Raw genomic sequence first — 14,310 nt, 5'->3', positions numbered from 1 at the left:
GCGCGGGGGAGCGACGGTCTCAGCCGCCCAGCGGGAAGACCCCGGCCGACTCCCAGGCGCTTCCGTTGAACGCCACCAGTTCGGCGCGCTCGACACGGGTGGCGAAGGGCAGCGCGGGTTCGAGCTCGGCGCACACGCCCGCCGCGACGGCGTCGTCCTTCGTGAACGCGACCGACATGTGGGGCTCGGGGTCGCCGTACTTTCCTTCGTAGGCGACGATCGTCGGCCAGCGTTCGGTGATCGCCGCGGTGAGGGCCCTGAAGGGACCGGCGGGCTCGGGCGCCAGGTACACCAGGCCGGGGAACCTGCCGCAGCGCGCGAAGGTCGCGTCGAAGGCGTCGACCGAGGCGAAGACGCGGGCGAGCTCGGCGCGCGTCTCGTCGTCGATGTCGGCGGCGGGGAGGAAGGGGTGCATCACCGTCACATGTGGAACGATGCCGTAGGCGACGGTCGGGTCGTGCTTGGCGCGCACCGCGCCGACCACGGGTTCGGCCGCCCCGACGGCGATCACCAGGGCCGTCTGGCCGGCGGCGTAACGCGATGACATCGCCCTATGGTGCCCTGTCAAGGAAATCGTCGACACGGACGGTGGCGGTTTCGGCCGCGGCTTGTCAAGATGTGGACGTGAGTAGCGACGCGGCCCGCGAGGTGACGGCGCGGGAGTCCGAGGTGTTGGGCCTGATCGGCGCGCATCAGACCAACGCGCAGATCGCCGAGCGGCTGCGGATCTCGGTGCGCACCGTGGAAAGCCACGTCTCCTCCCTCCTGCACAAGTGCGGCGTGAGGAACCGGCGGGCGCTGGCGGTGTACGGCGAACGGGAGCGGGTGATCGCGCCGCGCTTCGACGGCAATCGCGGGCTTCCCGCGCCGCCCAACGGCTTCGCGGGTCGAAGCTCCGATGTGGATCATTTGGACGACATGGCCGACTCCGCGGCGGGGCCGCTGGTGTGCGTGCTGTCGGGGCCGGGCGGGATCGGCAAGACCTGGCTGGCCCTGCACTGGGCGCACCGCCGCCTCGAGCGGTTCTCGGACGGACAGTTGTACGTGAACCTGCGCGGCTTCGAACCCGCCGACGACCCCCTCGACGCCCACGCCGTGCTGCGGGAACTGTTGGAGGGCTTCGGGGTTCCCACGCAGTCCATTCCCGACGGCGCCCAGTCGCGCGCGGGTCTGTTCCGTTCCATGGCGGCGGGGCGCCGGATGCTGTTCGTCCTGGACAACGCCCGCGACACCGCGCAGGTGACGCCGCTGCTGCCCGGCGGCACCGAGGCGACCGTCCTCATCACCAGCCGCGCGCCCCTGACCGCCCTGGCGGCGACCAATGGCGCGCGCCAGCTGCGGCTCGGCGCCTTCGGCGACGCCGACTCCCGCCGGGCCCTGGCCGACCGGCTCGGGCCCGAGCGCCTGGACGCCGAGCCCGACGCCACCAACGCGATCGTGCGCCACTGCGCGGGGCTGCCGCTGGCCCTGGGCATCGTGTCGGCCCGCGCCGCAAGCCATCCCGACCACGCGCTGTCCACCATCGCCGCCGAACTCGCCGACACGGACACCCGGCTGGACGCCCTGGACACCGGCGAGCTCTCCGTGGGTCTGCGCGCGGTGTTCGCGGGCTCGCTGCGGGTGCTGTCGGCGCCGGCCGCGCGGCTGTTCGCGCTGCTTGGCGCGAGCCCGTCATCCGATGTGGATATTCGCGCGGTGGACAGCCTCGCCGCGGGTCCCGCCCGGGCCGCGCTCGACGAGCTGGAACGCGCCAACCTGATCGAGCGCACCGCCGCGCGCCGCTACCGCTCCCACGACCTGGTTCTCCTGTACGCCAAGGAGTCCGCCGCGTCGATGCCCGAGGAGTCGGAGCCCGCGCTGCTGCGCCTGATCGACTTCTACCTGCACACCGCGCACGGCGCCGCCGCGGCGCTGCTCGGCGTCGGCCACGTGGTCGTCGACCTCGAGCCGTCCGTGCCCGGTTGCGTGCCCGTCGCTCTGGACGAGGACACCGCGGAATCCTGGTTCGACGCCGAGTACCCCACGCTGGTGGCCGTCCAGAAGCTCGCCGCCGAAAGGAGACTGGACGGCCGCACCTGGAGACTGGCCTGGGCCATCGGCGCCTACCAGTGGCTGCGCGGGCTCAGCGTCGAGGGGCGGGAATGCTGGATGCGGGGCCTGGACGCCGCGCGCCGGGTTGGCGACCGCGAGGCCGAGGCGATGATGCGGCGCTACGTCGGCGACAGCCTCACCCGGGTGCGGCAGTTCGACGCCGCCGAGCGGTACCTGGAGGCGGGTCTGCGGCTGGCCGAGGCCGTCGGCAATCGGCGCGAGCGCTACCTGGTGCACACCGCCCTGGCCGAGCTGCGGCACCGCCAGCTCGACGACGGCGAGGCGTTGCGCCACAACGAGAACGCGCTGAACCTGGCGCGGGAGCTGGGCGACGACACCTGGTACGCACGGTCGCTGAACGCCGAGGGTTGGTTTCGGGCCCATCTCGGCGAGCTGGACGCCGCGCGCCGCTGCTGCGAGCGGGCCTTCGCGTTGAGCTCGCGGTCCGCCGACACCCGCGGCATGGCCGACACCGCCGACAGCCTGGGGTTCATCACCCACCGACAGGGCGACCACGCGCGGGCAATAGTCCACTATGGTCAAGCGGTGGACCTGTACGGGGAACTGGGAAACAGCTACACGGTCGCCAACGCCCTCGACAGTCTAGGGACGGTCCACGAATCCATGGACCGTCCCCAGCATGCGCGGGAGGTCTGGAGGCGGGCGCTGAAGCTCTACCAAAAGCAGCACCGCCTGGCCGAGGCCCGGCGCCTGGAGGAACGCTTGGCCGACTCCCCGCGGGGGTGAGGTTCGCGGAGCGGTCCGAAGCCGACCCGCCAGGCCTCGGCGTCGAACGCGCTCGCGTCACGTACGACTATCCGTCGCCGAGCCCGCGGCCGCATCCGTGGTGGTCACGGATCTTTGGCGGCTAGGACGGCTCGACCCACTCCCCGGTCGACATGAAGCGGCGCGCCGTTTCGGTGTAGGGGGCCAGATCCAGGCCGTGACCGTCCACCCAGGAATCGCTGAAGTAGCTGTTGGCGTAGCGATCCCCGGAGTCGCACAGCAGGGTCACGACGCTGCCGGTCTCGCCCCGCGAGCGCAGCTCGGCGATCAGCGCGAACGCGGCGTACAGATTGGTGCCCGTCGAGCCGCCCAGCCGCCGTCCCAGCTTCGCCGACGCCTCGCGCAGCACGGCGACGGACGCCGCGTCGGGCACCTTCATCATGCGGTCCACCACGGTCGGGATGAACGACGGCTCGACCCGGGGCCGCCCGATGCCCTCGATGCGGGAACCCGCCGCCACCGTGGCCTCGGGGTCGTGGTCCCGCCAGCCGTCGAAGAACGCCGAGTTCTCCGGGTCCACGACGCACAGCTTGGTGCAGTGCCGCTGGTAGCGGATCCAGCGGCCCACCGTGGCACTGGTGCCGCCGGTGCCCGCTCCCACCACGATCCACGCCGGGATCGGGTGCCGCTCGGCCGCCATCTGCTGGTAGATCGACTCGGCGATGTTGTTGTTGCCGCGCCAGTCGGTGGCGCGCTCGGCGTAGGTGAACTGGTCCATGTAGTGGCCGCCGCGCTCGGCCGCCAGCGCCCGCGCCGTGGACACCACCTTCGACGGGTCCTCCACCAGGTGGCAGACGCCGTCGTGGAACTCGATGAGCGCGATCTTCTCGCCGCTGGTGGTCGCGGGCATCACGGCGATGAAGGGCAGGCCGAGCATCCGCGCGAAGTACGCCTCGCTGACGGCGGTGGAGCCGCTGGACGCCTCGATCACCGGCGTGCCTTCGGTGATCCAGCCGTTGCACAGCGCGTACAGGAACAGCGAGCGGGCCAGCCGGTGCTTCAGGCTTCCGGTGGGGTGCACCGATTCGTCCTTCAGATACAGGTCGATGCCCCAGTCGCCGCACAGCGGGAACGGCAGCAGGTGGGTGTCGGCGCTGCGGTTGGCGTCGGCCGCGACCGCGGCGATGGCGTCGTTGACCCAGCCACGGGTCTGGTCGCAGCAGCGGTCGAGGGTGTCCATGCCGGACACCCTAATCGTGTGACAGACCTCGCGTCTGGGGACGGGACTCCCACTTGGTCGACAGCGCCACGGTGGTGCGGGTGCCGCCGACGCCGGGCAGGCGGCTGAGCCGGGTCACCAGGTGCTCCAGCTCGGCCATGGCGCCGACCCGCACCATCAGCAGGTACGACTCCTGGCCCGCCATGAAGTAGCAGGATTCGACTTCGTCGATGTCTTGGACGGCATCGGCGACGTCGGCGTATTCGCTGCCGGCCGTGGTCACCAGGCCGACCAGCGCGGTGATCCCCAGCCCCACCGCCTCGGGGTTGACCTGGGCGCGGTAACCCGTGATGACGTCGTTGCGTTCCAGCTTGGAGACCCGCTCCTGCACCGAGGGGGAGGTGAGGCCGACCTGCCGGGCCAGTTCGGCATACGACATCCGGGCGTTGTCTTGCAGCAGCCGTACGATTCGCCGGTCGATATCGTCCATCCGGCGAGCCTAACCTGACCGAAAGATGTCGATGATCACCTGGTGTAATGCCCCGTTTGGTGCTCTAATGGGGTCATACGTGCCTACCAGGGCATTCAGTACGTTTTCAAGAGGGGCGAGGAGTCATGGACAACGATCGACTGTTGACTCCCGGCGAGGTTGCCGCGTTGTTCCGGGTCGATCCGAAGACCGTGACTCGTTGGGCAGCCGCGGGTCGCATCGGAAGCATCCGGACGCCCGGTGGCCATCGCCGTTTCCGAGAATCCGAGGTGCGGGCGTTGCTCGAGGGTGAACTCGGCGACACCGCCACGGTCGACTAGCGGCCGGAACCCAACTCGCCCTTCCAGCGTTCGAAAAGGGAGTGCGGCACCTCTATCGCGTCCAAGACCTTACCCGCCACGAAATCCACCAGCTGCTGCACCTCCATGGCGCCCGCGTAGAAGCCCGGGCTGGCCGGCAGCACCGTCGCCCCCGCGTCGTGGAGTTCCAGCAGATGCACCAGGTGGCTGCGCGGCACCGGCGTCTCGCGCGGGACGATCACCACCGGCCGCCGCTCCTTGAGGTTCACGTCCGCCGCGCGCTGCAGCAGGTCCTTGCTGAGCCCCAGCGCGATGCCCGCGCAGGCGGCGGTGGAGGCGGGGACCACCACCATTCCCCTGGTGCGGTAGGAACCGCTGGAGGGCCCGGCCGCCAGGTCGCCGGCGGGCCAGTACTGAAGGTCGTCGGTGGCGATGTCGCGGCCCAGCCAGGCGCCCAGGTCGTCCTTCCAGTGGGCGTCGCGGATCGACTCGCCGGTCTCGTCCAGCAGGGTGAGGCGGGCGGCGCGCGACACCACCAGATCGACGGCCTCGCCGGCGTCCAGCAGGCCGCCCAGGACGGCGCGGGCGTACGGGGTGCCCGAGGCACCCGAGACGCCGACGATCCACGGAGAACGCATACCTCAAGGGTGCATCACGTGAAGCTTGGGTGAAGCGGCGCCCGCGTGTGACGTCTTCGTCCTAACATCGGCCTCGACACGGGAGGGTGATCATGGACGCACACGGGAGCCGACAGACGTACCCCGAATCCGACGAGCCCGATCCGGACGCGGCCCCGCCGCCGTCCGCCGAGGCGTTGTCCACCGCCGACGGCGGGCTGGGGGAGGGCCCCGATGTCCCCAAGCGGGTGATCGTGATCGGCGCCGGGGCGGCGGGTCTGGTGGCGGCGTTCGAGCTCGCCCGCGCCGGGCATCAGCCGATCGTGCTGGAGGCCCGCGACCGGGTGGGCGGGCGGGTGTACACGCTGCGGGGCTTCGCGCCGGGCCTGTGCGCCGAGGCGGGTGCGGCGCGGATCCCCCGGTCGCACGAGCTGACGCTGCGCTACTGCGAGGTGCTGGGGGTGGGGCTGCGGCCGTTCGCCATGGGCAACCCGCGCGCGCTGTTGCACCTGGACGGCCGCCCCTCGGTCGCCGACGACCGCGACCACCTGTCGCTGGAGCAGCTGCTGGAGCACCGGGGCGGCGCGGCCGACAACCCGTTCGCCGACGCGTTCGAGATCGCCGACGGCGCCGACCGGCTCACCGAGGCGCTGTTTCGCCCGGTGTCGCGGCACGTGCGGATGGGCGCCGAGGCGATCGCGGTGGAGCAGGACGCCGAGTCGGTGACGGTGCACTACAAGACGGCGGCCGGGCGGTTCGCGGTGCACGGCGACTACGCGATCTGCACGCTGCCGCTGCCAGCGCTGTCGCGTGTGGACTTCGCACTGTCGCCGCGACGGCGCCGCGCCATCGACCAGGTGCGCTACGCCGCCGCCACCAAGGTGTTTCTCCAGGTGCGCCACCGCTTCTGGGAGCACCCGAAGTACGACATCGTGGGCGGCACCACCGCCACCGAGCTGTCGATCCGGCGCGTGGTGTATCCGTCCTTTTCGGACCCGGCCACGCCGCGCGGCGTGCTGCTGGCGTCGTGCACCTGGGGCCGCGACGCGCTGGCCTGGGCGGGGATGAACGCGCCCGCCCGCGTTGAACGGGCGATCGCCGACGTGGCGCGCATCCACCCCGAGATCCACGAGGAGTTCGAGATCGGCGCGTCCTGGGCGTGGTCCAACGACCGCTACGCGGGCGGGGCCTTCGCCCGGTTCGAACCCGGCACGCTCGATCGGCTGCTTCCCGACATCGCCGCACCCGAGGGCCGCGTCCACTTCGCCGGCGAGCACTGTTCGCTTCATCACGCGTGGGTCCAGGGCGCCCTGGAATCGGGCATCCGCGCGGCCCGCGACATCCACCGCGCCCCGACGGCGGCGTCGGCGGTGGTGCCCGTGTCGGGTTAGATGGGGGCGTGGCAGCGAAATTTCCCTTCGAGGACCTGGGCGGGTATCTGGCCGCGCTGCGGGCCGACGGCGACCTGAAGACTGTGTCCGCCGCCGTGGACCCGACCCTGGAGATCAGCGAGATCACCCAGCGCGTGGTGCGCGAGCACGGCCCCGCCCTGCTGTTCGACAACCCCACCCGCGGGGACATGCCGGTGGCCATCAACCTGTTCGGCACCGCCAAGCGCACCGCCAGGGCGCTGGGGGTGTCCGATCTGGACGAGATCGGGGCGCGGATCGGCGAGCTGGTCAAGCCGGAGCTGCCCGTCGGCTTCGCCGGGATCCGCGAGGGCCTGGGCAAGCTGATGCAGCTGAAGTCGGTGCCGCCCAAGAAGGTGCGCACCGCCCCCTGTCAGCAGGTCGTCTACAAGGGAGACAAGGTCGACCTGAATCGCCTGCCGGGCCTACAGACCTGGCCCGGCGACGGCGGCGTCTTCCACAACTTCGGCCTGACGCACACCAAGCACCCCGAGACCGGCAAGCGCAACCTGGGCCTGTATCGCCTGCAGCAGCACGACCACAAGACGCTGGGCATGCACTGGCAGATCCACAAGGACTCCACCGCCCACCACGCCGTGGCCGAGCGGCGCGGCGAGCGGCTGCCGGTGGCCGTGGCGATCGGCGCCGACCCGGTGGTGTGTTACGCCGCGGGCGCGCCGCTCCCGGCCGACCTGGACGAGTACCTCTTCGCGGGCTTCCTGCGCGGCGAGCGCGTCGAGATGGTCGACTGCCTCACCGTGCCGCTCCAGGTCCCGGCGCACGCCCAGATCATCCTTGAGGGTTACGTGGAGCCCGGCGAGCGGCACCCCGAGGGCCCCTTCGGCGACCACACCGGCTTCTACACACCGGTCGAGCAGTTCCCGGTGCTGCACGTCGAGTGCGTCACCACCCGCACCGACCCGATCTACCACTCGATCGTCACCTCCAAGCCGCCGCAGGAGGACTACGGCCTGGGCAAGGCCACCGAGCGGATCTTCCTGCCGCTGCTGAAGCTCCTGATCCCGGACATCGTGGACTACAACATGCCCGAGCCGGGCGTCTTCCACAACTGCGTCATCGTGTCGATCAGGAAGCGCTATCCGAAGCACGCCCACAAGGTGATGAACGCGATCTGGGGCGCGCACCTGCTGTCGCTGGCGAAGCTGATCGTCGTGGTGGACGACGAATGCGACGTCCACGACCTGGCCGAGGTCGCCTGGCGCGCCTTCGGCAACGTCGACTACGACCACGACCTGCTGGTGACCCAGGGCCCCGTCGATCACCTGGATCACGCGTCGTACCAACAGTTCTGGGGCGGCAAGGCCGGGATCGACGCCACCGCCAAGCTGCCCACCGAGGGCTACGATCGGGGCTGGCCGGACGTGGCGACCATGACCGCCGCGGTCAAGGCGACAGTGGACAGACGGTGGACGGAGTACGGCCTGTGAGCACCACGATCGCCTCGGGCGCCCGTTCCTTCCTCAAGCTGGTCGTCATCGAGCACTCGGTGTTCGCGCTGCCCTTCGCGTACCTGGCGGCGCTGACGGCCATGCGGCTGGAGCACCACGGCGGGGGCTGGGTCGACTGGCCGGTGCTGGGCCTGGTCACCGTCGCGATGGTCGCCGGGCGCACCTTCGCCATGGCCGCCAACCGGATCATCGACCGCCACATCGACGCCCGCAACCCGCGCACCGCCCAGCGCGAGCTGGTCACCGGCGCGGTGTCGCTGCGCACCGCCTACGTCGGCAGCGCGGTGTCGCTGGTGATCTTCTTCGCCGCCGCGGCCCTGCTGAATCCACTGTGCCTGGTGCTGTCGCCGCTGGCGGTGGTGCCGCTGGTGGTCTACCCGTACGCCAAGCGCTTCACCAGCTTCCCGCACGCCATCCTGGGCATCGCCCAGATGGTGGCGCCGGTGGGTTCCTGGCTGGCGGTGTCGGGGACGTTCGCGGGCGCCTGGCCCGCCATCGTCCTGGGCCTGGCCGTGGGCCTGTGGATCGGCGGCTTCGACCTGATCTACGCCTGCCAGGACGTCGACGTCGACCGCGAGATCGGCGTGAGGTCCACCCCGGCCCGCTTCGGCGTGGCCGCGGCGCTGCACGCCTCCACCGTCAGCCACGCCGTCACCTTCGGGCTGTTCGTGTGGTTCGGCCTGGCCTGCGGCTTCGGGTGGCTGTTTTGGGTCGGGCTGGCGGCCACGGCGGCGGCGTTCGTCTACGAGCACGCGATCGTGTCGCCGCACGACCTGTCCCGGGTGAACCGCGCCTTCCTCACCGCCAACGGCTTCGTCGGCATCGCCCTGTTCGGGTTCGCCCTCGCCGACCTGTTGGTCCGCTGAGACGCGCGAAGACCCCGACGGGCATCCGTCGGGGTCTCGAAGGGGTTGTCGGGGTTTAACTGTCGGAGAAACCGAAGCCGAGACCCGGGCACTTGTCGTCGATGGTGTTGTTGGCGTCCTCGAACTTCTTGTGCTTCGACTCGGACAGGTTCTTCTCGTGGAAGTAGGCGTCGGCGTCGGTGCCGTACTCGGTGACGGCGTCGCCGAGCTTCTTGTCGTCGAACTCCTTGCCGTGCTTCACCATCCAGGAGGTGAGCTTGGCGAACCCGTCCTTGTCGGCATCGGAGATCGCCTTCGTGTCGTCGGGAGCATCCTCCTTGACCTGGGACTTGAGGTCGGTGCAGTCCGAGGCGTTCGACGCCGCCTCCTTGATCGCGCCGCATGCGCCGAGCCCGAAAACGAGCATGGCGGCGGCGACGGTCGCCAGACCGCCGCGTACATAGTGACTCATCGGTTCCTTAGGGAGTTGTTGTGGGGAAAGGGAACGCGGGGAACCTTAGCGATTTGGCCGGGATCGCCGCCACCTGGAAAGCGGTTGCTGGCACGAATTGGGGAGTAGGGGACGCGAAAGGCCCCGGCCGTGGACTTCCGTTCGTCCGGCCGGGGCCCAGGGAGTGGTGGTAGAGCTACTGCTGCGTCTTGTCGATCTCAAAGCCGATGTTCTTGCAGTTGCCGGCGATGGTGCCGGCGGCGTCCTCGAACTTCTTGCGGTCCGCGTCGGACATCTGCTTCTTCACGTCGAAGTAGGTTCCCGCGTCGGTTCCCCATTCGGTAACGGCCTTGCCCAGGTCCTTCTTCTCGAAGTTCTTGCCGTTGTCGACCATCCAGCCGGCCAGCTTGTCGAACTTCTTCGGCTCGAACTTGGAGATCGGGGTGGTGTCGTCCGGCGCGTTCTTGTTGACCTGGTCGGACAGGTCGTCACAGGTCAGCGACGATGATGCGGAGTCCTTCTTGCCGTCGTCCCCGCTCCCGCTGCTGGACACCTTGCAGGCGGCCAGGCCAAACGCGAGCATTCCGGCGGCGGCGACGGCGATTCCGCCGCGTACAAGCTTTCTCATCAGGTCCTTATTTCACGGTTCGAAGGGGCGGTTTGAACACCGAAACCATAAACCCCGCGTATGTCGGCCGAAAAGCCCGGTCAGGCCTTTTGGCACGAAATGGGGACCGCGGTCAGTCCTTTAGGGACGTCACACCCCGGCGTAGGAGTGCATGCTGTGCACGAAGAGATTGACGCCGAAGAGATTGAACAGGATGACGCCCCAACCCAGGATGGCGATCCACGGCGCGAACCTGCGGCCGCCCGCGCCGGTGGCGCGGGAGTGCAGGTAGGCGGCGTACACCACCCAGGCGATGAACGCCCACACCTCCTTGGGGTCCCAGCCCCAGTACCGCGACCACGCCTCGCGCGCCCAGATGGCGCCGGCGATCACCGCGAAGGTCCAGATCGGGAACGCCAGGACGTGCAGCCTCCAGGTGAGGGTCTCCAGCCTCGACTCCTCGGGCAGCCGGGGGGCGATGGTGAAGGGGAAGCGCAGGGTGCCGCCGCGTTCGGTGACGCGGTGGTAGTTGCGGCGGATCAGATGCAGGACGGCGGTGACGAACCCGGTGAGGAACAGCCCGGTGGCGATGATGGCGGCCAGCACGTGGATGGCGATCCAGTAGGAGTTCAGGGCGGGCACCAGCGGCGTGGCCTGGGTGTAGACGCGGGTGGCGCAGCCCAGCAGCAGCACCACGGCCAGCATCGTGAACAGGCCGAGCCGGCGGGCGACCAGGCCGCGCGCCACCACGACGGTCCACACCACGACGCACACCAGGCACAGCGCGACGATGAACTCGAACATGTTGCCCCACGGCCAGCGGCCCACGGCACCGGCGCGCAGCGCCAGGGTGGCGGCGTGGACGACCGCGGCGGCGATCATCGCGACGAGGCCGACCTTCCCGGCCGCGAGCGCCTGGGCGGGGGTGATGCCGGAGTTGTTGGCGGGCGCGTCGTCGGGCTCGGGCGCGTCGTCGGCGGGGAGATCGCCGCCCGCGCCGACGGTGACCAGCTCCCGGTGTTCCACTTCGGATTCGGCGGCCATGCTGGCGCGCCGCGAGAAGGCGTACTCGATCGCGTAGCCGAACATGGCGACCGCGTACAGCACGATCGCGGCGACGAACGTCGCGTTGGACAGTTCGGCGAGTCCGTTGGTACCCATCAATCGCTTCCAATCTTGTCCGGTTCGCGAGTCGGCGTGGCGGCGATGGCCTCGCCCAGTCGGTCGAATTCCTCGCCGAAGCCGTCGTATTCGGTGCGGGCCAGGCCGCCGAGCTCGCCGGTGTCGCCCAGCCGCACCCACACCCGGCGGCGGCGCACCAGCAGGGCGGGCAGCAGCCCGAGCAGGATCAGCACCGCCGAGGCCAGCACGAAGGTCTCGCCCGGGTCGTCGCGGATCTCCAGTGTGGCGTACTCGCGCAGGCCGGAGAACTTGACCTTGGTGCCGTCGTCCAATGTCGACCATTGGTGGAGCTTGAGCATCTTCTTCTTCATGTCGACGACCTTCAGGGCGCCCGAGGACACCTGCTTCTGGTCGATCGAGTAGACCGAGTGCGGCTGGCCCGAGTCCAGGCCGGTGTCTCCCTTGTAGGCCGTGAGCATCAGCGCGGGGTTCTTCGGCAGGGGGGAGGTGGACTGGGTGTAGGGCGGCTGGTCGGGGACCGCCGGGATGAACATTCCCTGGAAGGCGATCTCGGAGTCCTTGTCGGCCGTGTGCGTCTTGGGGTTGATGTTGGCGTCGGGGAAGACCGCCGCGCCCGAGCTGGTCTGGGTGCCCTCGTCGGGCAGGAACGGCGCGACGGTGGTCTGCTTGTCGCCGTAACGGTCCTGGTAGGTGATGACGGGGGCGTAGCCGTGGCCGAGCAGGAAGACGCTGGCGCCGCTCAGTTCCAGGGGGTGGTTGACCTGGAGGTCGTAGGGGGTGGTGGGCGCGGCGCCGTCGGTGCCGTAGCGGACGGAGGCGATGTACTTGGTGGGCTGGCCGCTGGGCAGGTAGTCGTCGGTGAAGTGGTCCAGCCGCAGGCAGAACGGCGGCAGGTCGGTGGCGTCCTTGTTGGGGCCCAGGCCGTATTCGTCGTACTGCTGCAGGGAGTCGCAGAACTCGCCGTCCTCCCCGGCCACCAGGATGCGGTTGCCATGCCAGCCGTACAGGGCGCCGAACGCCATGGCGGCCAACAGGGCCAGAAGCGAGAAGTGGAACAGCAGGTTGCCGGAGTCGCGCAGGAAGCCCTTCTCGGCGCTGATGGTGGTGGCGTCGTCGGGTTTCTCGCGCACCGCGACGCGGAAACGGTTGCGGCGCAAGACGTCGGCGACCTTCTTGGCCTCCAGCCCGCTGGGCAGTTCGCGGTGCATGGGCAGCAGCGACATGCGGGACGGGGCGTCGGGGGGTTGGCGGCGCAGCGCGCGGATGTGGTCGCGCAGCCGCGGCACCAGGCAGCCCACCAGGGAGGTGAACAGCAGCAGGTAGATGGCGGCGAACCAGGGGGAGGAGTAGACGTCGAAGCCCCACAGGCGGTCGACGATCGGGGCCAGCGAGGGGTTGTCGGCGTAGTACTGGCTGACCTTGTCGGCGCTGAGGTTGCGTTGCGGCAGCAGGGAACCGGGGATGGCGCCGATGGCGAGGAACAGCAGCAGCACCAGGGCGGTGCGCATGCTGGTCAGCTGGCGCCACCAGCGCCGGAGGATGGAGGTGACGGAACGGCGGGGTGTCGCGGTGGTGCTCATATGCCCACTTCCCCGGGGCCGACGGCGGCGCGCAGCCAGTTCATGGCGTCGCCCCACAGCCCGGTGACGAGCGCCAGGCCGATGAGGATCAGGGCGATGCCGCCGACGCGGGCCACCAGCCGCGAGTGTCGTTTAAGAAATGTGAATACATCCATGAGTTTGCGGAATCCCAGACCGAACAGCAGGAAGGGCAGGCCGAGCCCGAGACAGTAGGCGATGGCCAGCGTGACCCCGCGACCGGTTCCGCCCTGAGTGACCGACAGCGCCAGCACCGCCGTCAGGGTCGGCGACAGGCACGGCGTCCACGACAGGGCGAACACCGCGCCCAGCACCGGGGCCGCCAGCAGCCCGGCGCGCGGCAGTTTCTGGACCCGCACGATCCGGTCGAAGCCCGGGATCAGGCCCGCGAAGGCCAGGCCCATCACGACGATGAGCACCCCGGCGACCCGCTCCAGCCACACGGCGTTGGTCGCCAGGGCGTTGCCCAGACTGGAGACCGCGAAGCTCAGCACCGTGAACACGACGGTGAACCCCGCGATGAACAGCCCGCAGCCCGCCGCCACCCGGCCGCGGCGCGGCGCGGCGGCGTCCGTCCCCGACAGGCCCGTCACATAGGACAGATACCCGGGGACCAGCGGCAGGATGCACGGCGACAGGAAACTCACCAGACCCGCCAGGGCCGACACGCCGACGGCGACCAACAGGGGGCCGTTGGACGCCAGATCGGCGAAGGGGGAGCTCATGGGTGAACCTCACACGACAAACGAATTCTACTGACAGTAGAACCATTCGCCGGGGCGCTCGCGTGCGGGGGCATAACTTCGCGTCGAGGTCCTTGATCGCCTCGACGAGCGTGTCGGCGGTGAGCTCCTTGCGGAACACCGCCGCCACCCTTCCCTTGGGGTCCACCAGCACCGTCGCGGGGATGGTGTTGGGGGGGACGGAGGTGAACTTCAGGGACAGGCGGCCCGAGGGGTCGAAGACCGAGGGGTAGTCGACGCCGAGGTCCCTTTCGAAGGCCCTGGCCTTGTCCTTGTCGTCGCGGATGTTGATGCCGAAGAAGTCGGCCCGGCCCTTGGTCTTCTTGGCGGCCTTCACCAGTTCGGGCCCCTCGCGGCGGCACGGCGCGCACCACGAGGCCCAGAAGTTGACGACGATCACGCCCGACGCGGGGGTGTGGACGGCCTTGCCCTGGAGGTCCTTGCCCGACAGCTTCGGGGACTTGGGGCGCTTGGCGACGTCGGTGTACCAGATCGTCTGGCCGTTGTCGTTGTTGCCGGCCAGCTGGTCGTTGGTGCATCCCGCCACCGCCAGGGCGGCCGCGGGCGCCAGCCACAGCAGATTGCGACGCGACATCCGCACCT

General features: G+C 69.9%; 14 protein-coding genes and 1 pseudogene. 5 read left to right on the top strand and 10 right to left on the bottom strand.

The features are described from left to right. Window positions 1–19: 19 nt before the first annotated feature. On the bottom strand, window positions 20–547 hold the full coding sequence (locus tag VE172_RS08560; protein WP_324799898.1) for a 2'-5' RNA ligase family protein: 528 nt from the start codon (window positions 545–547) through the stop codon (window positions 20–22). Between the two features lie 77 nt (window positions 548–624). Here VE172_RS08560 and VE172_RS08555 point away from each other — a divergent pair, with 77 nt between their 5' ends. Continuing rightward, complete coding sequence (locus tag VE172_RS08555) at window positions 625–2,838, top strand: tetratricopeptide repeat protein (RefSeq protein WP_324799896.1); 2,214 nt, start codon at window positions 625–627, stop codon at window positions 2,836–2,838. Between the two features lie 121 nt (window positions 2,839–2,959). Here VE172_RS08555 and cds1 read toward each other — a convergent pair whose 3' ends face one another. After that, window positions 2,960–4,057, bottom strand: coding sequence for an L-cysteine desulfhydrase Cds1 (gene cds1, locus VE172_RS08550; protein ID WP_324799894.1), 1,098 nt, complete (start codon window positions 4,055–4,057; stop codon window positions 2,960–2,962). Between the two features lie 10 nt (window positions 4,058–4,067). Further along, window positions 4,068–4,526, bottom strand: coding sequence for an Lrp/AsnC family transcriptional regulator (locus tag VE172_RS08545; RefSeq protein WP_324799892.1), 459 nt, complete (start codon window positions 4,524–4,526; stop codon window positions 4,068–4,070). A 125-nt stretch (window positions 4,527–4,651) separates the two neighbouring features. Here VE172_RS08545 and VE172_RS08540 point away from each other — a divergent pair, with 125 nt between their 5' ends. After that, the gene (locus VE172_RS08540) at window positions 4,652–4,846 is read left to right on the top strand and encodes a BldC family transcriptional regulator (RefSeq protein WP_324799888.1); all 195 of its coding nucleotides are present in this window, start codon (window positions 4,652–4,654) and stop codon (window positions 4,844–4,846) included. On the opposite strand, the gene VE172_RS08535 is transcribed toward VE172_RS08540, so the two are convergent. Next, window positions 4,843–5,463: a UbiX family flavin prenyltransferase gene (locus VE172_RS08535; protein WP_324799885.1), complete on the bottom strand. Its 621-nt coding sequence runs from the start codon at window positions 5,461–5,463 to the stop codon at window positions 4,843–4,845. The genes VE172_RS08540 and VE172_RS08535 overlap by 4 nt on opposite strands. 92 nt (window positions 5,464–5,555) lie before the next feature. Here VE172_RS08535 and VE172_RS08530 point away from each other — a divergent pair, with 92 nt between their 5' ends. Genes VE172_RS08530 through mqnP form a run of 3 tightly spaced genes read left to right on the top strand, consistent with a single transcriptional unit; the run spans window position 5,556 to window position 9,186 of the window. Next, window positions 5,556–6,833, top strand: a complete 1,278-nt coding sequence (locus tag VE172_RS08530; protein WP_324799882.1) for a flavin monoamine oxidase family protein — start codon at window positions 5,556–5,558, stop codon at window positions 6,831–6,833. Window positions 6,834–6,841: 8 nt separating this feature from the next. Next, window positions 6,842–8,299, top strand: a complete 1,458-nt coding sequence (locus VE172_RS08525; RefSeq protein ID WP_324799879.1) for a menaquinone biosynthesis decarboxylase — start codon at window positions 6,842–6,844, stop codon at window positions 8,297–8,299. Next, complete coding sequence (gene mqnP / locus VE172_RS08520) at window positions 8,296–9,186, top strand: menaquinone biosynthesis prenyltransferase MqnP (protein WP_324799876.1); 891 nt, start codon at window positions 8,296–8,298, stop codon at window positions 9,184–9,186. The genes VE172_RS08525 and mqnP overlap by 4 nt, the downstream gene beginning before the upstream one ends. 55 nt (window positions 9,187–9,241) lie before the next feature. On the opposite strand, the gene VE172_RS08515 is transcribed toward mqnP, so the two are convergent. The 6 genes and pseudogenes from VE172_RS08515 to VE172_RS25680 all read right to left on the bottom strand — a co-directional run. Continuing rightward, the gene (locus VE172_RS08515) at window positions 9,242–9,637 is read right to left on the bottom strand and encodes a hypothetical protein (protein WP_324799873.1); all 396 of its coding nucleotides are present in this window, start codon (window positions 9,635–9,637) and stop codon (window positions 9,242–9,244) included. A gap of 175 nt (window positions 9,638–9,812) precedes the next feature. Beyond that, window positions 9,813–10,244: a hypothetical protein gene (locus VE172_RS08510; RefSeq protein WP_324799870.1), complete on the bottom strand. Its 432-nt coding sequence runs from the start codon at window positions 10,242–10,244 to the stop codon at window positions 9,813–9,815. A gap of 129 nt (window positions 10,245–10,373) precedes the next feature. Then, window positions 10,374–11,384 carry a c-type cytochrome biogenesis protein CcsB gene (gene ccsB, locus VE172_RS08505; RefSeq protein ID WP_324799867.1) on the bottom strand — a complete coding sequence of 337 codons (1,011 nt, stop codon included), beginning with the start codon at window positions 11,382–11,384 and terminating at the stop codon, window positions 10,374–10,376. After that, entirely contained in the window at window positions 11,384–12,946 is a 1,563-nt protein-coding gene (gene resB, locus VE172_RS08500) for a cytochrome c biogenesis protein ResB (RefSeq protein ID WP_324799864.1), read from the bottom strand. Before resB ends, ccsB begins: the two co-directional genes overlap by 1 nt. Beyond that, window positions 12,943–13,689, bottom strand: a complete 747-nt coding sequence (locus tag VE172_RS08495) for a cytochrome c biogenesis CcdA family protein (protein WP_324799861.1) — start codon at window positions 13,687–13,689, stop codon at window positions 12,943–12,945. Before VE172_RS08495 ends, resB begins: the two co-directional genes overlap by 4 nt. Window positions 13,690–13,864: 175 nt before the next feature. After that, a pseudogene (locus tag VE172_RS25680) lies at window positions 13,865–14,302 on the bottom strand (TlpA family protein disulfide reductase); the annotation flags it as partial. Window positions 14,303–14,310 lie beyond the last annotated feature (8 nt).

It is taken from the genome of Stackebrandtia sp., assembly GCF_035643755.1.
In the GTDB taxonomy this organism is placed as follows: Bacteria; Actinomycetota; Actinomycetes; order Mycobacteriales; family Micromonosporaceae; genus Stackebrandtia.
The sequence above is the reverse complement of the archived record's forward strand: the minus strand, read 5'-3'. Positions and strand labels throughout refer to the sequence as shown.